At 70.0% G+C, this 19,058-nt stretch carries 14 protein-coding genes; 5 read left to right on the forward strand and 9 right to left on the reverse strand.

The window, feature by feature from the left end; all coding sequences use genetic code 11:
- Positions 1-96: 96 nt before the first annotated feature.
- Positions 97-4,743, reverse strand: coding sequence for a metallophosphoesterase (locus tag F8O03_RS14760; RefSeq protein ID WP_151424542.1), 4,647 nt, complete (start codon positions 4,741-4,743; stop codon positions 97-99).
- Positions 4,744-4,927: 184 nt separating this feature from the next.
- Positions 4,928-6,256: an NAD(P)/FAD-dependent oxidoreductase gene (locus F8O03_RS14765; RefSeq protein WP_151424543.1), complete on the reverse strand. Its 1,329-nt coding sequence runs from the start codon at positions 6,254-6,256 to the stop codon at positions 4,928-4,930.
- A 223-nt stretch (positions 6,257-6,479) separates the two neighbouring features.
- Here F8O03_RS14765 and F8O03_RS14770 point away from each other — a divergent pair, with 223 nt between their 5' ends.
- The 3 genes from F8O03_RS14770 (at position 6,480) to F8O03_RS14780 (ending at position 9,272) form a co-directional block, all read left to right on the forward strand.
- Positions 6,480-7,331, forward strand: a complete 852-nt coding sequence (locus F8O03_RS14770) for an ABC transporter permease (protein WP_104251378.1) — start codon at positions 6,480-6,482, stop codon at positions 7,329-7,331.
- A gap of 64 nt (positions 7,332-7,395) precedes the next feature.
- Positions 7,396-8,451 carry an ABC transporter substrate-binding protein gene (locus F8O03_RS14775; RefSeq protein WP_151424544.1) on the forward strand — a complete coding sequence of 352 codons (1,056 nt, stop codon included), beginning with the start codon at positions 7,396-7,398 and terminating at the stop codon, positions 8,449-8,451.
- Complete coding sequence (locus F8O03_RS14780) at positions 8,448-9,272, forward strand: ABC transporter ATP-binding protein (protein ID WP_244296306.1); 825 nt, start codon at positions 8,448-8,450, stop codon at positions 9,270-9,272. Before F8O03_RS14775 ends, F8O03_RS14780 begins: the two co-directional genes overlap by 4 nt.
- Positions 9,273-9,439: 167 nt before the next feature.
- On the opposite strand, the gene F8O03_RS14785 is transcribed toward F8O03_RS14780, so the two are convergent.
- The 4 genes from F8O03_RS14785 to F8O03_RS14800 all read right to left on the reverse strand — a co-directional run bounded on the left by F8O03_RS14785 (position 9,440) and on the right by F8O03_RS14800 (position 13,820).
- Positions 9,440-10,318, reverse strand: a complete 879-nt coding sequence (locus F8O03_RS14785; RefSeq protein ID WP_151424545.1) for a sugar phosphate isomerase/epimerase family protein — start codon at positions 10,316-10,318, stop codon at positions 9,440-9,442.
- The gene (locus F8O03_RS14790; protein WP_151424650.1) at positions 10,315-11,502 is read right to left on the reverse strand and encodes a dihydrodipicolinate synthase family protein; all 1,188 of its coding nucleotides are present in this window, start codon (positions 11,500-11,502) and stop codon (positions 10,315-10,317) included. The genes F8O03_RS14785 and F8O03_RS14790 overlap by 4 nt, the downstream gene beginning before the upstream one ends.
- Before the next feature lie 14 nt (positions 11,503-11,516).
- A complete protein-coding gene (locus tag F8O03_RS14795) occupies positions 11,517-12,674 on the reverse strand; it encodes a Gfo/Idh/MocA family protein (RefSeq protein WP_151424546.1) in 1,158 nt (385 codons plus the stop codon).
- Between the two features lie 108 nt (positions 12,675-12,782).
- Positions 12,783-13,820 carry a LacI family DNA-binding transcriptional regulator gene (locus F8O03_RS14800; protein WP_104251384.1) on the reverse strand — a complete coding sequence of 346 codons (1,038 nt, stop codon included), beginning with the start codon at positions 13,818-13,820 and terminating at the stop codon, positions 12,783-12,785.
- Positions 13,821-13,920: 100 nt separating this feature from the next.
- On the opposite strand from F8O03_RS14800, the gene F8O03_RS14805 reads away from it, so the two are divergent.
- Entirely contained in the window at positions 13,921-15,084 is a 1,164-nt protein-coding gene (locus F8O03_RS14805) for a glycerate kinase (protein ID WP_151424547.1), read from the forward strand.
- A 6-nt stretch (positions 15,085-15,090) separates the two neighbouring features.
- On the opposite strand, the gene F8O03_RS14810 is transcribed toward F8O03_RS14805, so the two are convergent.
- Positions 15,091-15,606: an O-acetyl-ADP-ribose deacetylase gene (locus F8O03_RS14810; protein ID WP_151424548.1), complete on the reverse strand. Its 516-nt coding sequence runs from the start codon at positions 15,604-15,606 to the stop codon at positions 15,091-15,093.
- 53 nt (positions 15,607-15,659) lie between these two features.
- Positions 15,660-16,655: a Fic family protein gene (locus F8O03_RS14815; protein WP_244296307.1), complete on the reverse strand. Its 996-nt coding sequence runs from the start codon at positions 16,653-16,655 to the stop codon at positions 15,660-15,662.
- Positions 16,656-16,838: 183 nt separating this feature from the next.
- Here F8O03_RS14815 and F8O03_RS14820 point away from each other — a divergent pair, with 183 nt between their 5' ends.
- Entirely contained in the window at positions 16,839-18,449 is a 1,611-nt protein-coding gene (locus F8O03_RS14820; protein ID WP_151424651.1) for an L-lactate permease, read from the forward strand.
- A gap of 110 nt (positions 18,450-18,559) precedes the next feature.
- On the opposite strand, the gene F8O03_RS14825 is transcribed toward F8O03_RS14820, so the two are convergent.
- A complete protein-coding gene (locus F8O03_RS14825) occupies positions 18,560-18,958 on the reverse strand; it encodes a VOC family protein (RefSeq protein WP_208851878.1) in 399 nt (132 codons plus the stop codon).
- Positions 18,959-19,058 lie beyond the last annotated feature (100 nt).

The raw sequence follows: 19,058 nt of genomic DNA on the forward strand, positions 1-19,058 counted from the left end.
GGTGGAACAGGGGTTCCACCGCCCGCAGTCTGTTGGCGTCTCCGCCGCTGACTCGCCGCTGGCAGCGAGACGCGGCCTGCGCCGCCGCTCTGTCAGCTACGCGCTTTCAGCTCGACCGCGGCGGATGAGCGTGAGCGCGGCGCCTCCCGCGAGGAGCGCGAGCGCCCCGAGCACCACGGCGAGCGTCGGACCGTCGGCGCCCGTCGCCGCAAGCTCGCCACCGTCGGCCTCGGGTGCATCCGAGCCGTCAGCCTCGCCCGAGCCGTCAGTCTCGCCCGATCCGTCAGGGGAGCCGCTCTGGCCGGGATCCGATGGCGTCGTCGTCTCGGAGGGCTCTTCCGGAGCAGACGTCTCGCCGGGCTCACCGGGCTCGCCGGGCTCACCGGTCTCGCCGGGCTCACCGGGCTCGCCGGGCTCGCCGGGCTCGCCAGGCTCGCTCGGCCCGGGCGTCTCCCCGGGACCCGTCGCCTCGATGACCGTCAGCTCGGACACGCGGGACAGGCTCACCGCTCCGAACGGGTCGGCGGTGCGCACGTACCAGCCGAGCTCGCCGAGGGGCGCATCCGCCCAGCTGGCCGTGAGGGTGGTGCCGCTCGCCACGTCCTGGAACGAGGCGATCTCGTCGCCCGTGAGGATCTCCGCTGAGAACGAGTCCGTGCCAAGCGTCCGCTCCCCGGGCACGATCCCCAGGTCAGCGTACGGGAGCTCGAACTCCTGCGGCGCATCGGCGAGGCTCGGGTCGTCCGAGTTGTGCACGTCCAGCGACGGGGAGTAGGTGCGCACGATCATGCGCTCGCCCTCATTGTCGAAGTGCATGAGGCGCAGGAACCCGAGGCCGCCCTCCGGCAGGCCCTGGTAGTCGAAGAGCATCGAGTGCACCTTGCGGTCCGGCGTCCCGTCGCCGTTGTCGTCGAACTCATCGACCCGCGTGAACGCGTCGTGGTAGTGCCCCGAGATGACCATCTTGACGTTGGGGTTCGGCGCGACGACCTCGTCCATGACGCGCTGCGGGATCTCACCGAGTCCGCCGGTCGTCAGCATGAACTCGTGCTGCGCGATCACCGCGACCCGGTCGGGGTGCTCGGCGAGCACCTCGTTCATCCACGCGATGCTGTCGTCGTTCGGCAGCCATCCCGTGTAGAGCATGAGGAAGTCGATGCCCCCGGCCGACACCAGGTCGAAGTGGCCGCGGTTGTCCTCGTAGGAGCCGCCGTACCAGGGGTTGCCCGCGAAGCGCTCCTCGCCGAAGTACTCGCCGTAGTACGAGTAGTCCTCGAGGTCGTTGCCCACGTCGTGGTTCCCGGCCAGCACGCCGTACGGCAGGCCGGCGTCGTCGAGACGCTGGTACTCGGGGTCGGCGTTCTCCCACTGGTAGCGCTGGTCGTAGTCGTCGATGATGTCGCCCGTGTGGAACAGGTACTGCAGGTTCAGCTCCTCGCGCTGCTCGAGCAGGTAGGAGTGCATCGCCTGCTGGTGCTTGTACGGCTCGCCCTCCATCGTGTTCTCGTTGTAGTACTGCGTGTCCGACTCCCACGCGAGCGTGAAGTCGTACTCGGAGCGGGGCGTGTCCGCCTCGTTGTTGGGGGTCACCGCGGTCGTGCGGTCGCTGAGGTTCTCCCCGGCGAAGCCCTCGGAGTGCTGCACGAGCACCCGCACGGCCCCGTCTCGGGTGTACGCCGCCGCATCCACGGTCCCCTCGAGCGAGATCTGCTCGTCGTCGGCGGATGCGGTGTGCCGGGTCACCTCGTCCCAGCCGCTGCCGTCCGCCCGCAGCGCGGAGAGGATGACGGTGCCGTCGGCGTTCGCGGTGCCGTCCCAGCTCACGCGCACCTGCGCATCCTGTTCGCCGTCCTGGAGCGCGACGTCGAAGAGCTGATAGGGGAACTCGGCGTTCGAGGTCACCTCGGCGGTCAGGCCATCGACGCTCGCGAGCTGCTCGAGGGACGGCCCGGTCGGGACGCTCGTCGGGTCGCGGTCGACGCTGGCCGCGTCGTTCACGGTTCCCGCCGACGTCGTGACGCCGCCATCAGCGAGGTCCGCCTGACGACCCTCGAGGAACGTGACGTCGAGCGCGTCACCGGTCGGGTCCTCGACCTTGGCCTGCAGCTCGACACCGCCCGCCTCGACCTCGGCTCCCTCCGCGGGCCAGATCGACGACGAGGAGGGGTGCTCCTCTGGGGTCGTGAACCCGGTGCGCCACGTCTCGACGTTGCCGAGCGCATCCGTCGCCGTCACCTCCACCTCGTGGCCGCCCGCGGGCAGCGTCACCGAGGAGGTGGTGTGCGGGAGTTCGACAGCGGTGCCGTCGAGGGTCGCGGTGACCTCGCGGACCCCGGACCCGGCGTCGCTCACCTGGGCGTCGATGACGAACTCGCCCTGGTACTCACCGCCGTCGCGGAGCTCGGAGGAGACCGTGGGGGCGGTGTTGTCGACCAGTACCTGCCTGGTGACGCTGTCGGTGCCGTCGGTCGCAGCGATCTCGACCGGGCCGTCGGCGGTGGTCGTCGTGTCCCACTGCGCCGAGGCCGCCGCGAACGCGTCGTCCGGCAACGCGAAGCGCGCGTCGTAGAAGTCGTACTTCCCGGCGCTGTCGCCCATGGCCAGGCGCAGCGCGGGGTCGTCGTAGCCGATGGGGCGCAACGTGCGGCCATCCGGCAGGACGAGGCGCAGGTCCCAGACCGTGAAGTCGTCGTTGTTCTCGGCCTCGTCGATCTCGGGCGCCTTCTTCGAGCCGGCCCAGATGCTCACCACGAGCTCGTCGCCGAGCTTCGTGTACTCGAGCGGCACGGGCGTGACGATCGTCTCCGATCCCTCGTAGATGCCCTGGTCGAAGATCGTGAGCACGTCGTCGCCGACTCGCACGCCGTTCTTGAAGTAGTAGTCGACCCCGGTCGCCTCGAAGGCGAAGACCGGAGCGCCCTCGAGCGACGGCGACGTCTGCTGCGGCTGCCCGCCGATCGACAGCTCGATCGGGCTCGGGTACTGGTCGCCCGCGGCGGCGATCGTGGTCGTGCCGCCCACGTACTGGCCTTCGTCGACGTTCAGCCGCACGGGGGCCGAGCTCGCGCCTGCCACCTGCACCCGCCGCGGCTCGCTGATGACACGGTTGGTGCCGTCCGAGACGGTGACCGTGTACTCGTACCAGCTCTTGCCCGTCAGGTCGGCGACGTTCACCGAGGTCGTGAACATCCCGTCGCCCGCGTCCGTCAGGTTCAGCCGGACCGGGGTCGCGTCGACGTCGTTGCGCAGCTCGACGGCGACGGTGCGCAGCTGCGTCTCGTCGCTCGCCGCGAAGCGCAGCTCGAAGTCGCCTGCCGGGTCGATCTCGGCGGGTGTGCGGTCCTCGACGGTCGGCGGGGTCGCATCCACGGGCACGATCGTGAGCCCGGCAGGAACCTGGTCGGCCTGCACGGAGCCCGGGGTCGCCGGGGCGAGGCCCTGCAGGTCCTGCTTCGCGAGGTCCGCGGCCGACGTCGTGTAGCGGATGCCCTGATCCGCCTGCGTGTCATCCGTGCCGGGGGTCCGGTTGTAGAACGCCTGGTTGACGGTGTGCCCCGTGTTGGTGGCGATCTCCATGCCGCGGGCGCCGCTGTTCGCCATGCCGCCGGAGAAGACCTCGACGAGGTTCTCGCCGAGTGTCAGCTCGGTGCCGAACTTGGCGTTGAAGTCGGCGTCACCGAGGTCGTCGTTCTGTCCGTTCTTCACCCACAGCACGAGGGTCTCACCGGCGGGGATGCTGACATCCGCGGGCGTCGCGGGCCAGAGCGCGGACGTGCCGCTGTCCGGGTACAGGTAGGTGAGGGCGTAGTCGCCGAAGCCGATCGCCTCGCTCGACGCGTTGTACACCTCGATGAACTCGTAGCCGTCGCCCGTGCCGACGTTGCTCGAGTCGGGGAGCAGCTCGGTGATCTGGAGGGGCGACGTCACGACGCTCGTGTCCGGCTGCGGATCGAATCCCGGTTCGGGTGGGAGCGTCGGCGTCGGTTCCGTCGGCGTCGGCTCGGTGGGCTCCGGCTCGGCGGGTTCCTCTTCGCCATCCTCTGGCGCGCCGGGCTGGAGCGCCTCGGGCACGACCACGCCGGGGGAGCGCTCAGCCTGCTGCCCGAAGACGTCGAGGCTCGGCTTCGAGGCTTCCGCGGGCACCCGGAAGTGCACGGCGAGGTCCTCGCCCATGGAGTCCTTCGGCGCATGCGACCACGAGGTCAGCGCCTCGCCGCGGAGCACCCGGATGCCGCGGTCGCCGCCGTTGGCCATGCCGGCCTGGCCGGTCACGCGCGCGACCTGGGCTCCAGCATCGACGCCGTGATAGGCGCGGAACTCGTCGACGGTGCGGGCCGACGAGTCGACGGCGCCGTTCGCGCTCGTGTAGCTGAGCCAGAGCACGGCGGTCTCGCCGGGCTCGAGGACAAGCGGCTCCTCGACGGTGAGGGGGACGTCGCGGGAGCGGTCGTCCGAGTCGACGTACGAGTACGCGAAGGAATAGCCCTCGGCCGCGAGGTCGACGGGGGCCGCCGACGTGTTGTGCACTTCGAAGTACTCGAAGTTGTCGTCGCCGACGTTGTTGGCGACGATCTCGGTGACGATGATGGCGGACCGGCCCGTGTCTGCGGGCGACGAGACGGGAGCCGCTGGCAGCCGGTCCGAGACGGCGGCGGACGCGGCGGGGGCCATCGTGAGGACGGCGGCCGCGACGCAGGCGGTGGTCAGCGCAGCAAGCGGGGCTCTGACGTGGTGGCGTGGCATGGGGGAATGCACCTCCGGGAGCATGTGGGGGACCCGGGGAACCGTATGACGGACGAGCAACCGGCCGGTGACATCAGGTCGATGGGAGGTGACGGGGAGGTTGCCGGCCGCGTTACCGACGTCTGCTACCGCGCGAGGCGGGGCGGGGTCGCCGACTGGTGACCCCGCCCCGTGCGTCAGGTGGTCAGCGGATGCGCGCGCGCAGTTCCTCCGTCGACGTCACGCCCTCGTCGATGACCGCGCGCGCGGCGTCGCGCAGCGCCTCATCCTCGCCGACGTCCCAGAGCAGCACGCCCACCGGGGCACCCGAGTCGTCGCGGTAGTAGAAGACGCGGCTCCCGTCGGACTCACCCGATTCGGGCAGCTCCGCCTCGAGCACGTCGAGCTCCGGATCGAGCGTGCCGACCGCCTCCCACCGCGTGCCGAAGACCATCGAGTAGAAGTACGGCGTGTGCGAGTAGGGGTCGGTGGCGCCTGCCATCGAGCGCCCGACTGCGGTGCCCATCTCGGTGGCGTTGTCGACGTGCTCGACGCGCGTCTGACCGAGCACCGGGTCGGGGTAGACGGCGATGTCGCCGGCCGCCCAGATGAACGGGTCGCTGGTGCGCAGCTGCTCGTCGACGACCACGCCACCCTCGTCGACGACGAGGCCCGCCTCCTCCGCGAGGTCGACGACGGGGGTCACGCCCAGCCCGAACACCACGAAGTCGGCCTCCGTCTCAGCGCCGTTGTCGAAGACGACCGTGACGCCCGTGGTGGCGGTCGGCGATGCTCGCACCTCGGAGGCGGCGGCTTCCGCCGCGATCCCGTCGGCGGCCTGCTCGGATGCGTCCTGGAGCGTGTGCGCATCCGCGGCAACCTCGAAGTCGGCGCGCACCTCGTCGCGCACCGTCTCGACGCGCCGCCCCGGGATGAGGCCGACGCCGTGCTCGACGTAGAGCTCCTGGAACCGCGACGCCAGGGCGGGCGGGAAGGTGGACGCGCCGAGCACGTCATCGGGGAACACCAGGTCGACCTCGACGTCGTTCTGGGCGAGGGCGGCGGCGATCTCGGTGCCGATGTAGCCACCGCCGACGACCACGGCGTGCGAGCCGTGGGCCGCCAGTGCGCGGAGGCGTCGGTAGTCGCTCGCGGAGCGGAAGAAGAAGATGCGGTCGCTCTCGGGGGCGGCCACCTCGACGGGCTTCGAACCGGTCGCGATCAGCAGCCTCCCGTAGGTGATGGTCTCGCCGCCGCCCGTCGTCACCGTCTTGGCCGCGCGATCGATGCCGGTCACGAGGGTCCCGAGCGTGATCTCCGCGGCGGTCGCCTCGCTCGTGCCGAGCGGTGTCTGGTCCCAGGTGAAGTCGGGGTCGACCCAGAGCTTCTTCGACAGCGCGGGGCGCGCGTAGGGTTCGTCGACGTCGGCGCTGAGGATGCCGATGGTCCCCGCCTCGTCTCGTTCCCGGATGCCGCGGGCCGCCGCATCCGCCACCATTCCGCCGCCGATGATCAGGTAGTCGTAAGCGCTCATGCTCCCGAGGCTACGAACCGCGCTCGGGTGGCACCTGGGAGGAGCCGCACCACGCGGATGTCCTCGAGAGGCCGGAGGCCCACCGCCACGGAAAGCGCTCCCTGCATCACTGACGGTTGTCTCGGGGATCATTCCGCGTTATGTTTGAGCAGTCGGGAAAGCGGTTACCGCCTGTCGCTCCCTCACCCGAATCCAACTCTTACAACGCTGTAAGGAGCTCCGCATGACGAGCGCTACCACCAACACCCCGGTCATCGGCTCGCCGAGTGACGCGCAGACACCCCCTCCCGCCAGACGGCGCTCCATCGCCAAGGGGCTCTCCGGCTACACCTACCCGGCCATCTTCCTGATCGTCGCCTTCGCGGCCTGGTGGGCCGTGACCGAGACCGGAACCGTCGCCTCCTACATCCTGCCCTCACCGGCCGACACGCTCGCGGCGTTCACCGACAACCCGCAGTACCTCTGGGACAACACGTGGGTGACCACGGTCGAGACCGTCATCGGCTTCGCGCTCTCCGTGGTCCTCGGCATCGCCGTGGCCGTCATCATGGTCTACTCGCGCACCCTCGAGCGCACCTTCTACCCGCTCATCCTCTTCGCGCAGGTCATCCCGAAGATCGCCATCGCCCCGCTCTTCATCGTGTGGATGGGGTTCGGACCCGAGCCCAAGATCCTCGTCGCCGTGCTCATGGCGTTCTTCCCGATCGTCATCGCGGGCATCAGCGGGCTCCGCACGATCGACCCGGAGATCCTGGAACTCACGAGCACCATGGGCGCCTCACGCTGGAAGACCTTCGTGAAGGTGCGCTTCCCGGCCGCCCTCCCGGAACTGCTCTCCGGGATGAAGGTCGCCGCGACCCTCGCCGTCACCGGTGCCGTGGTCGGCGAGTTCGTCGGCGCCAACGCGGGCCTCGGCTACGTCATCCTGCAGGCAAACGGCAACGTCGACACCGCCATGCTCTTCGCCGCCCTCATCATCATGTCGCTCCTCGGCATCCTGCTCTTCGCCGTCATCCTCGTCGCCGAGCGCTTCCTGGTGCCCTGGCACGCCTCGCGTCGCAACCTCGAGAGCTGATCCGCGCCCCGCGCTGCAGCGTCCACCCACCCAAGACCCCGTACCGAACTACGAAAGGCCCCTCATGTCAAAGAAGACAATCCGCACCGGGCTCGTCGCCGCTGTCGCCGCCAGCGCCTTGCTGCTCACCGCCTGCTCGGGCAACGCATCCACCGAGCCAGCAGCCGGCGGAGGTGACGCGGGAGGCGAAGGCGGCCTCACCGACGTGACCCTCATGCTCAACTGGTACCCCTACGGCGAGCACGCGCCGTTCTACTACGGGGTCGACCAGGGCATCTTCGAAGAGCACGGCATCAACCTCACGATCCAGGCAGGTCAAGGGTCGACGAAGACGGCACAGGCCGTCGGCCAGGGCCAGGTCGACTTCGGCTGGGCCGATACCCCGGCCGTGCTCGCCAACATCGACAAGGGCGTGAGCATCCGCAGCGTCGGCGTCTTCCTCCAGACCACCCCGTCCGCAGTGCAGGTGTTCACCGACTCCGGCATCACGACGCCCGCCGACCTCAAGGGCAAGACGATCGCCACCTCGGCCGGCGACGCGCCGACGACGACCTTCCCGCTCTTCCTCGAAGCGGCCGGCCTCGAAGAAGGCGACGTCACGCAGCAGAACCTCGACGCCGCCGGGAAGATGGCGGCCATGATCAACGGGCAGGTCGACGGCCTCATCGGCTTCGCCCACGACCAGGGGCCGACCATCGCCGCCCAGAGCGGCAAGGACGTCACCTACCTGAAGTACTCCGATGTCGGCCTGAACTTCTTCAGCAACGGCCTCATCGCCAACACCGACCTCATCGAGAGCGACCCAGACCTCGTCGAGAACATGGTCGCCGCCACCTCCGAAGCGTACGCGGCCGCCACCGAGGCGCCAGAAGACGCAGTCGCCGCGATGGACGGCAAGGACCCGCAGATGCCCGCCGCCGAAGTGCTCATCGAGCAGTGGAACAACACCATCCCGCTGCTGACCTCGCCGGACAGCGACGGCAACGCCCCCGGCGTGAACACGACCGCTGACTGGGAGGCGACCATCGACGTCCTCTCCACCGCGGGACTCATCGACGAGGCCAAGCCCGTCGAGGAGTACTTCGACGCCAGCTTCGAGCCAAGCGGAGCGGCAGAATGAGCATGACGATCAACGAGCGCACCGCCCCCGCCTCGAGCGGCGGCAGCCAGGACTACCTCCTCGGCATCGACGACGTCGGCATCCGCTTCGAGACGAAGCGTCGCAGCGTGCAAGCGCTCCGCGACGTGGACCTGCACGTCCGCAAGGGCGAGTTCGTCTCCATCGTCGGGCCATCCGGATGCGGGAAGTCGACGCTGCTGAGGGCAGTCGCCGGGCTCACGATCCCCACCGAGGGAACCATTGAGCTTCGCGGCTCCCGCGTCACCTCGCCGAGGCAGGACGTCGGGTTCGTGTTCCAGCGTCCCGCGCTGCTGCCGTGGCGCGACGTGCGCGGCAACATCATGCTGCAGGCGGAGATGCGAAACCTCGACAAGGCCGCGGCGTCCAAGCGCTGCGACGAGCTCCTGGAGCTCACGAGCCTCTCCGACTTCGCGAAGGCGCTCCCGCACGAGCTGTCCGGCGGCATGCAGCAGCGCGTCTCGCTCTGCCGAGCGCTGCTGCACGACCCCGACGTGCTGCTCATGGACGAGCCCTTCGGGGCGCTGGATGCGCTCACGAGGGAGCACCTCAACGTCGAGCTCCAGCGCCTCTGGGCGCAGACCGACCTGACCGTGCTGCTCGTCACGCACTCCGTGCCGGAGGCCGTCTACCTCGCGAGCCGGGTCGTCCTCATGGGGCCGCGTCCCGGAACGATCATCCAGGAGTTCGACGTCGACCTGCCTCGCGAACGCGCGTACGAGCCGACGCTCGAGGACCCGCGCTTCCACAAGGTCGCCGGTCGCATCCGCGAACTGCTCGGCAGCCCCATGGGCGGCGACTGACCGCCCGGACGAACCGGCGACACGCAAGGACCAGGCCCGCTCACCGCACGGTGGGCGGGCCTCTTCGTGCGCGAGCAGTCAGGCAACGGCGGAGCAGCACGGCACGGACACAGCAGAGCGCCTGCCCCGGGTGGGGGCAGGCGCTCTGCTGGATCGCGACGGCCGGCTCAACCGTGGACGGGCACCGCCAGATGCGTGCTGACATGCTCGCCGAACGCCGTGACGGTGTCGGCGACGGCCTCGTCGAAGCCCTTCGCCCACAGCTCGGCGTTGAAGACCTCGACCTCGACGTCGCCCGTGTAGCCGGCGTCGTTCACCCACGTCGTGAGCCGCGCGAAGTCGATGACACCGGCTCCGGGGAGGTGCCGGCTCAGCAGCACGTCTGCGGGCAGGGGAGTGGCCCAGTCGCAGACCTGATAGGAGGCGATGCGTCTGTCACGGCCCGCCCGCGCGATCTGCTCCTCGGCATCCGGGTCCCACCACACGTGGAAGGAGTCGACGACGACCCCGACGGCTGGGCTGCCGACGCGGTCGGCGAGGTCGAGCGCCTGCTTGAGCGTCGACAGCACGGCCCGGTCGGATGCGTACATCGGGTGCAGCGGTTCGAGCACGAGCGTCACACCGGCGGCGTGCGCCTCCGGCGCGAGCTCGGCGATGGCCTCCTCGAGGCGGCCGCGGGCTCCCACGAGGTCGCGGCTGCCCTCAGGGATGCCGCCAGCGACGATGATGAGCGACGCCGATGATCCATCGGCGCCGGCGGCCGCGAGGGTCGCCGTCTCGTCGATGGCCCGGCGGTTGTCGTCGAGCGCGGCTCGTCGCTCGGGGCCCTCCGGCATCGTCGCGAACCCCCCGCGGCAGTGGCTCGAGAAGCGCAGCCCCGAGTCGGCGAGCATGCGCGCCGACTCGGCGAGGCCGGCCTTGGCGACCGGCTCACGCCAGAGCCCGATGCTCTGCACGCCCTGGCGGACGGTCGCGTCGATGGCTTCGCGGAGCGAGGCGTGCTTGATGGTGGCCTGGTTGATCGACAGGCGTGGATGCGGGTTCATGCGTCGACTCCGTTCAGGCGCAGCATCGAGTGCCAGCGGTCGGCGGCGAGCTCGGGGCGTTCGAGCGCCCCGGACGCGTTCGCGAGTTCCACGATGCGGGAGAGGTGCGGGAGGCTGCGGGCCGCGTGCAGGCCGCCCACCATCTGGAACGCATCCTGATGCCCGTTGAGCCAGCTCAGGAATGCGACACCGGTCTTGTAGTAGAAGGTGGGGGCGGCGAACACCTGGCGCGAGAGCTCCTGGGTGGGCTCGAGGATGCGCCGGAACTCCGCGGGGTCACCCGCGTCGAGCGCCTGCACGGCGGCGGAGGCGTTCGGTGCGAGCACGCTGAAGGCCCCCAGCAGGGCGTCCGAGTGGATGCCGTCGGCGTCGTCCTCGATGAGCTCGACGTAGTTGAAGTCGTCGCCCGTGAACATCGTGACGCCCTCGGGCAGCCGGGCGCGCACGGCCCGCTCGGCGTCCGCGTCCAGCAGGCTCATCTTGATGCCGCTGACCTTGTCGGCATGCTCCTCGATGAGGGCGATGACGAGGTCGGACGCCTGCTGCCAGGCGTCGGCACCGAAATAGCCGCGCAGGGACGGGTCGAAGGCGGTGCCGAGCCAGTGCAGCACCGCCTTCGACGAGACTGCTCCGAGCACGCGGTTGTAGACGCGGAGGTAGTCGGCGGGGGATTGCGCCGCGCGGGCCAGATGGCGGCTCGCCATGATGACGGGCAGCGCGCCCTGCGCCTCCGCGAACTCCAGCTGATCGAGGTAGGCGTGCTCGATCTCGTCGAGCGTCAGCACCTCCTCGGTGCGGGAATCCGTGTTGACGCCGACGGCGATGCTGCCACCGGCTTCCTTCGCCGCGGCCGCGCTTCGGGCGATGAGCTCCCGCGTGGCGGCGGCGTCGAGACCCATGTTCCGCTGCGCCGTGTCCATGGCGTCCGCGACGCCGAGCCCCCACGACCACAGCTGCCTGCGGTAGTCGAGCGTCGCATCCCAGTCGATGTCGGCGGGTGCGCCCGGCACGTTCTCGCCCGTCGGTCGCGGGATGACGTGCGCCGCCGCGTACAGCTCGCGGGAGCGCAGCGGACCCGCAGGTCGCTGGAACGCCGGCGCCTCGAGAAGCCCCACGCGTGACGCGTCGCCGTCGGCGGACACCAGTGCGAGGCGCGTGCCGGTCGCGTGGCGCGCCCCGTCCATCACCTGCGTCGCGGTCACTTGGCACCACCCTGTTCTGCCAGCGACACCCGGCGGCCCGCGGCGTTCGACTCGAGAGCGGCCTCGGCGAGCAGCATGCCCTTGGCGCCCGAGCGGAAGTCGTAGTCGTGCGTGCCGTCGTCGAGCACGTAGCGGAGGAACTCGATCCACTGCAGCTTGAAGCCGTTGTCGACGGCGTCGTTCTGCGGCACCTCGATCCAGTCGGCTGCGTAGTCGTGCTCATCACGCAGGTCGGGGTTCCACGTGGGCTTGGGTGTCACGTTCCGGGGCTGCACCTTCGCGCCGAAGAGGCCGACGACGGCGCTGCCGTGCGTGCCGTCGACGTGGATCTCGACGAGCTCGTCACGGTTGACGCGCACCGTCCAGCTCGAGTTGAACTGCACGATCGGGCCGTCGACGAGGTCGAAGATCGCGTAGGCGGCGTCGTCGGCGGTGGCCGTGTAGCGCTTTCCCGCTTCGTCGACGCGCTCTGGGATGTGGGTGCGCGTCTCCGCGTAGACGGAGGAGATCTCGCCGAAGAGGTTCTCGATGACGTAGTTCCAGTGCGGGAACATGTCGACGACGATCCCGCCGCCGTCTTCTGCGCGGTAGTTCCAGCTCGGGCGCTGCGACGGCTGCCAGTCGCCCTCGAAGACCCAGTAGCCGAATTCGCCGCGCACCGAGAGGATCTCGCCGAAGAAGCCGCTCTCGATGAGGCGGCGCAGCTTCAGGAGGCCCGGCAGGTAGAGCTTGTCGTGCACCACGCCGTTCTTGACGGCTGCGGCTTCGGCCTCCTCGGCGAGCGCCAGCGCATCCGCGTAGCTCTCAGCGGTCGGCTTCTCGGTGTAGATGGCCTTGCCGGCCGCGATGGCCTTGCGGATCACGGGCACCCGCAGGCGGGTGATGAGGGCGTCGAAGTAGACGGGGAAGTCGTCGTCGGCGAGCGCCACGTCGAGGTCGGTCGTGTACTTGTCGATGCCGTGCTTCGCTGCCAGCTCGCGAAGTCGTTCCTCGTTGCGGGCAACCAGGTAGAGCTCGATCGGGCGGCGTGTCCCGTCCGAGAGCGGGATGCCGCCTTCGTCGCGAAGCGCCAGCAGCGAGCGGACGAGGTGCTGGCGGTAGCCCATGCGCCCCGTCGCGCCATTGACGATGATCCCGAGCTTGTCCGTGGTCATATTCATCCTCTCGTCTGAGCCTCGGCGTTGAGGCTCTGATCAGCGTATTGGAAAGCGCTTACCAGAACAAGCGGAACGAACAAGATCGCACGGCGGAGCACGCCGCCGTCAGCTGCGCCGCGGGGTGCTCTCCCGGATGACGACGGCCGTGTTGACGGGGAGCACGACCGGCCCGTCCTCACCGCGTTCGGCGAGAGCGAGCCGGACCGCGCGGTAGCCCATGTCGCTCAACGGCGCGACGACGGTGGTCAGCGGGGGCGTGACGTCGCGGACGAGCGCGATGTCGTCGAAGCCCGCGACCGACACATCCCGACCCGGTTCCCTGCCGAGGTCCCGGAGCGCGGTGAGGACGCCGGTGGCCATGAGGTCGCTCGTCGCGAAGATCGTGTCCGTGTTCGGGAACCGGGAGAGGAGGGTGCGAAGGGCCTCGTAGCCACCGTCGCGAGTGAACGCCGCCGAGATGATGGCGTCGTCGTCGACTCGGAGGTCTGATTCGGCGAGGCCCTCGCGGAACCCGTCGACGCGGTCGCGGTTCGTGAGCAGCTCGAGCGGGCCCGTGACGATGCCGAACTCGCGGCCACCCTGCCCGACGAGCTGGCGGGCGAGTTCCTGCGCGCCAGCCCGGTTGCGAAGCTCGACGACGTCGAACGGCGACGGGGCCTGGGCGACGAGCACGACCCTCCCGCCGGAAGCCGCATAGGCGAGCAGCTGCTCTTCGAGCGCCCCCTGCTGCGGGTCGTCGACGCGGCGCGAACCGGTCAAGATGATGGCGCGGGGGCGCTGTCCGCGGAGGGTGCGTACGATCTCGAGCTCGTTCGTGACGCTGCGCTCGGCCGCGGCGATCGTCACGATGAGGTTCGCCTCTTCGGCCCCGCGCATGACGCCTGCGGCGATGGCGCTGAAGTAGGGGTCGGCGATGTCGCTCACGACGACGGCGATGGTCGAGGATGCGCCCCTCGCGACGGCCTGCGCTGAGAGGTTCGGCGAGTAGCCGAGCCGGTCCGCGGTCTCCTGGACGCGCTTCCTGATCTCCTCGTTCACGCGCCTGCCCGCGCTGCCGTTGATGGCGCGCGAGGCGGTGGCGATCGACACGCCGGCGGCCTGCGCGACCTCACCGAGCGTGACGTGGTTTCCGTGCCGACTCACGAGTCTCCTCCCCGGCGTGCAGCGTTGCGCGCCGCTCTGACGAGAAGGAGCCTAGCGGGAAACGCTTTCCTCGGGCTGTGCTCGTCGGTAGATTGGCGGCATGCAGCGTCGAATCGTCATCGCACCGGACTCGTTCAAGGGCACCGCCTCGGCGGCGGAGGTCGCCGCGGCGATCAGGCGGGGATGGCAGCGCGCGAGGTCGGACGATGAGTGCGTCGAGGTGCCGATGGCCGATGGGGGCGAGGGCACGACGGCTGCGATCGCGGGTTCGGTGCCAGGGGCGCGCGTTGTCGTCGTCACGGTCGAGGGGCCGCTCGGCGATCCGGTGGATGCTGAGCTCGTCGAGCTGCCCGACGGCACGTGGGTGGTCGAGCTTGCCGAGACGAGCGGTATCGCCCTCCTTGAGCGGGTCGACCGGGACTCGTGCTTCCGCGCGTCGACCGTCGGGCTCGGTCAGGCCATCAGGTACGCGACCGAGCACGGCGCGAGGCGCGTGCTGGTCGGGCTGGGCAGCAGCGCGTCGACGGACGGCGGGGCTGGCCTCCTCGCGGGGCTCGGCGTTCGGCTGCTCGATGGTGCCGGGGCGGTCATCCCTCCGGGTAACGGCGGGCTGCACGCGCTCGAGACGCTGGACGTGTCCGGCCTCGCGCCGCTCCCCGTCGACGGCGTCGTCGCGCTGACGGACGTCGTGAATCCGCTGTTCGGCGAGCTCGGGGCCGCGTCCGTCTTCGGACCGCAGAAGGGCGCATCCGCCGATGACGTGCCGACGCTCGAGGCGGGGCTCGCACGATTTGCCGAGGTGCTCGGCGGGGCGCCGGAGACGAGCGGGGATGTGGCCGCGCTCACGGCTCGGCCGGGTGCTGGAGCGGCGGGCGGGACGGGGTTCGGGGTGCTCGCGATCGGCGGCGAGATCTCGGCGGGGGCCGTCGCCGTCGCTGACGCGATCGGTCTGCCTTCACTGGTGCGCGGCGCGGACCTCGTCATCACGGGGGAGGGCAGCTTCGATGCGCAGTCCGAGGCGGGCAAGGTGCCGTCGCTCGTGCGCGCGCTCGCGGAAGAGGAAGGCGCGCGCTTCGGGGTGATCGCGGGGCGGGTGGGGCTCGACGCGGAGCAGCGCGAGGCCCTGGCGCTCGCCGGGGTCAGCATCCTGTCGCTGTCGGAGCTGGCCGGCTCGGGGCAACGTGCCATGGAGGAGACCCTGCACTGGGTCGAGGTCGCAGGGGAGCGGATGGCGCAGGCCCTCGAGTTCCAGGTGGCGGGCTAGCGCGACTCAGATGCCGAGGCCTCGAGCGCTGAGCGCGCGCTCGACCTCCGCGAAGATCCGCTGGTCGCGTGCCACGAGGCGCACCTCTTCGACGGCGGTCCCCGATTCCGCGATGGTGTCGACCGCCGCGGCGATCGCGTCGTCGAGCGGCCACGCGTAGATGCCCGCGCTGATGAGGGGGAACGCGATGGTCGTCGCGCCCAGCTCGTCGGCGATCTCGAGCGAGCGTCGATAGCACGAGGTGAGCAGCGATCGGTCGCGCTGGCCCGAGCCGTAGTCCGGCCCAACCGTGTGGATGACCCACCGAGTCGGGAGGTCACCTGCCGTCGTGTATCCGGCGTCCCCCGTGGCGAGGCCGTCGGGGAAGCGGGCGACGCAGTCGCGCAGCACGGCGGCCCCGCCCGCGCGGTGGATGGCTCCGTCGACGCCGCCACCTCCGCGCATGCCGTTGTTGGCGGCGTTCACCACGGCGTCGACCTCCTGCTGGGTGATGTCGCCGAGAACCGGCACGATGCGCGTCATGCGAGCAGTCTCCCGCAGCGGCGTCAACGGAACCGGTGAATGCGGCGCTGAGATCACCGACGGGCGCGTCCCACGCCCGCCGCGAAGTCCTCCAGGGCGTCGAGGATCCCCGAGTGCTGCCACACCTTCCCTCTGCGCCTGCCGGTTAGCTCCGTGAGGACGCCGCGTTCCGTCAGCAGAGACAGCGCGCGATTCGCGGTCACGGCATCGACGGCGAGAGCACGCTGCACGAAGGCCGAATCGACGATCGGCTGCCCTACCAGCAGCGGCAGCAGCCGCAACCCGGTCGCCTGGGGGCGCACGCCCGCGAGGAGCTCGCGCGATTCGTCGAGCGCCGAGCGCAGCGCATCCACGAGGTCCCCACCTGCTGCTGCCGCGAACCTCGCGGCCCCCGCGAAGGTGCGCACGATCGGCTCGGCGTCCCCGGCCCTGAACGCACCAAGGGCATCGAGATAGCGATCGAGATCGGTCAGCAACCCAGCGGAAAGCGGCACGGTGGTGTGCGAGGCGATGCCGCCGGCGCGCAGCATGATCTGTACGAGGGCGCGACCCGTTCGTCCGTTCCCATCAATGAACGGATGGATCGTCTCGAACTGCGCGTGCGCGACAGCGATCTGCAGCAGAGCCGGCAGGTCCGCGCGATCCGCGAACGCAAGCAGATCGGCGAGCGCCGAGGTGATGAGGTCGGGTTGGGGGGGGGCGACGAAGTCGGCATCGCGTGGACCCGCATTCCCCTTCCCGATCCAGACGAGTTCACTGCGGAGCTGACCGGCATGCTCCTCCATGCCTGGCTGGCGCGCCAGCAGCTCACGGTGCATGGACAGGATCGCCGAGACGGACAGACGCTCCGTCAGCGCGACTGCGGCTTCCATCGCACGAACGTTGCCGATGACCGTTCGCGAGTTCGAGGAGGAACCGGCACCGATCTCAGCCAGTGCGAGCTGCTTGGCGCTCACGGTGAGGTTCTCGATCTGCGAGCTGGACGCGCTCTCTGTCCGAAGCAGGATGGCCGACATCGGCCCGAGCGCTGCGCTTCCCGTGCCCAGCACCCCGATGTCATCATGGTCCGAACTTAATAACATTTCCCGCGGGAAGTGTCACTAAGCCAGTGCCGGGAGGAAACGCTCGCACCAGGACACCCGCGCCCGCTACTGTGACCAGCAGAGCTGAGCGCGCTCTCCCCGATGCGCTCCGCCCCGCAGCGAACGGAGCCTCCCGTGGTCACTGAAGCAGTGTGGATGCAGGACATCGACCCGTTCGGGAACCCGTGGCTGTCCGCGCTCGTCGCCGTGATCCCCATCGCGGTCTTCCTCGTGTGCCTCACGGCCTTGAAGATGAAGGGCATCCTCGCCGCGAGCATCGCGGTCGTCGCCGAGATCATCGTCGCCCTGATCGCGTTCGGGATGCCCGCAACCGCCGTCGCAGGGTCCGGGCTCCTCGGCATCCTCACCGCCATCTGGCCCATCGCCTACATCATCGTCATGGCGGTCTGGCTCTACCGCCTCGCTGTCGCGAGCGGACGCTTCGACGTGATCCGCGCATCCATCTCCGGCATCTCGCCCGACCAGCGCATCCAGGTGCTGCTCATCAGCTTCGCGTTCGGCGCGTTCCTCGAAGGCGCGGCAGGCTTCGGCGTGCCCATCGCCATCTGCGCCGCCCTCCTGGTGCAGCTCGGGTTCAAGCCCGTGAAGGCCGCCATGCTGTCGCTCGTCGCGAACGTCGCCGCCGGCGCCTACGGGGCCATCGGCATCCCCGTGATCGTCGGCGCGCAGGTCGCGGGTGTCGAGGTGCTCGAGATGTCGCGCACCATGATGCTCCTGCTCCAGCCGCTCACGTTCCTCGTCCCGTTCCTGCTCGTCATCATCCTCGACGGATGGCGGGGCCTCCGCGAGACCTGGCCGGCGACCCTCCTCGTGAGCGTCGTCTTCAGCGGCGTGCAGGCGAGCGTCCTCTGGTTCCTCGGCCCCGAACTTGCCGACCTCGGCTCTGGCCTCGCCGCCATGCTCGCCCTCTTCGCCTTCGGCCGCGTGTGGCAGCCGAAGCGCATCTTCCGCGAGAGCGGAGAAGCGGCACCCGCCGTCGAACGGCACAGCGTGCGCGAGATCGCCGTCGCCTGGAGCCCCTTCTACATCCTCACCGCCCTCATCCTCGTGTGGAGCATCCCCGCCTTCAAGCAGCTCTTCGCCGCCGACGGCCCCCTCGCTGCCGCCGTCATCAAGTTCCCCATCCCGGGACTCACCGGCCAGGTCGCCCTGCCAAGCGGCGACCCCGTCGCCAGCACCTGGGACTTCGCGCCCATCAGCGCCACCGGCACCGCGATCCTGCTCGCCGTCATCGTGTCGTTCCTGACGACGCCGAGCCTCAAGGCCGCCGACCTGTGGCACGAGCTCGTCGCAACCCTCCGCGAGCTCTGGCAGGCGCTCGTGCTGATCGCGCTCATCCTCGTGCTCGCCAACATCGCCAACTACTCAGGCGGGTCGGCCAGCATCGGCAGCGCCCTCGCCGCAGTCGGCCCCGTCTTCCCGCTCCTCGCACCCATCATCGGGTGGCTCGGCGTGTTCCTCACCGGCTCGGTCGTCAACAACAACACGCTCTTCGGGCCGCTGCAGGTCGCGACGGCGGGACGCATCGGCGTCTCGCCCGAGCTGCTGGTCGCCGCGAACACGGCGGGCGGCACGACCGCCAAGGTCATCTCGCCGCAGTCCATCGCCATCGCCGCGGGCGCGGTCGGCCTGTCCGGGCGCGAGGGCGAGATCCTCCGGACCTCCATCGGCTACAGCCTCGGGATGCTCGCCTTCATCTGCGTGTGGAGCTACACGCTGTCCGTGCTGCTGCCGGGGTAGCCCGCGCATCCGCTGGTCCGGCGCGCGTCAGGGGCGCAGAGTTGTGGCGTGGTGCGGTTCCGAGCGCGGCGACCAGCGTTCTGCCACAACGTTGCGGAAGAACGAGGGCCTCACTTCGAGACGAAGAACTCCAGCGCGATCTGGTCGGGGTCCTTGAAGCTCAGCGCGTAGCCGTACGGCGCCTCGACGATGCCGCTGTGCTCGATGCCGCACCCGGTCAGGTGCTCGGCCCACGCATCCAGCTCATCGAGGGTCTCGACGGCGAGGCCGAGGTGGTCGAGGCCCGGCGAGAACGGCGAGAACGACCCCGAACCGTCACCGCCTCGGTCGTGCTGCGTGAGCCCGAGGTTCGTGCCGCCGGGCAGCGCGAAGAGCGTGCGGCGCAGGGTCTCGTCGTCGAGCTCGGTCGCCGGTTCGAAGCCGAACACCTGCTCGTAGAAGGCGACGCTCGCATCGAGGTCGCGCACGGTCACGGCAAGGTGATGGATGTTCGTGAAGGTGGGCACCATCGCTCATTCCTGCGCGCGTCGGGGGCAGCGCGCTCCGCCACCCATCTAACGCCTGCCCGACTGGGAAGCCCCGGCATGCAGTGGGAGGGTGCCTGCAGTG

The organism is Pseudoclavibacter terrae, from assembly GCF_008831075.1.
GTDB classification, from domain to species: domain Bacteria; phylum Actinomycetota; class Actinomycetes; order Actinomycetales; family Microbacteriaceae; genus Pseudoclavibacter; species Pseudoclavibacter terrae.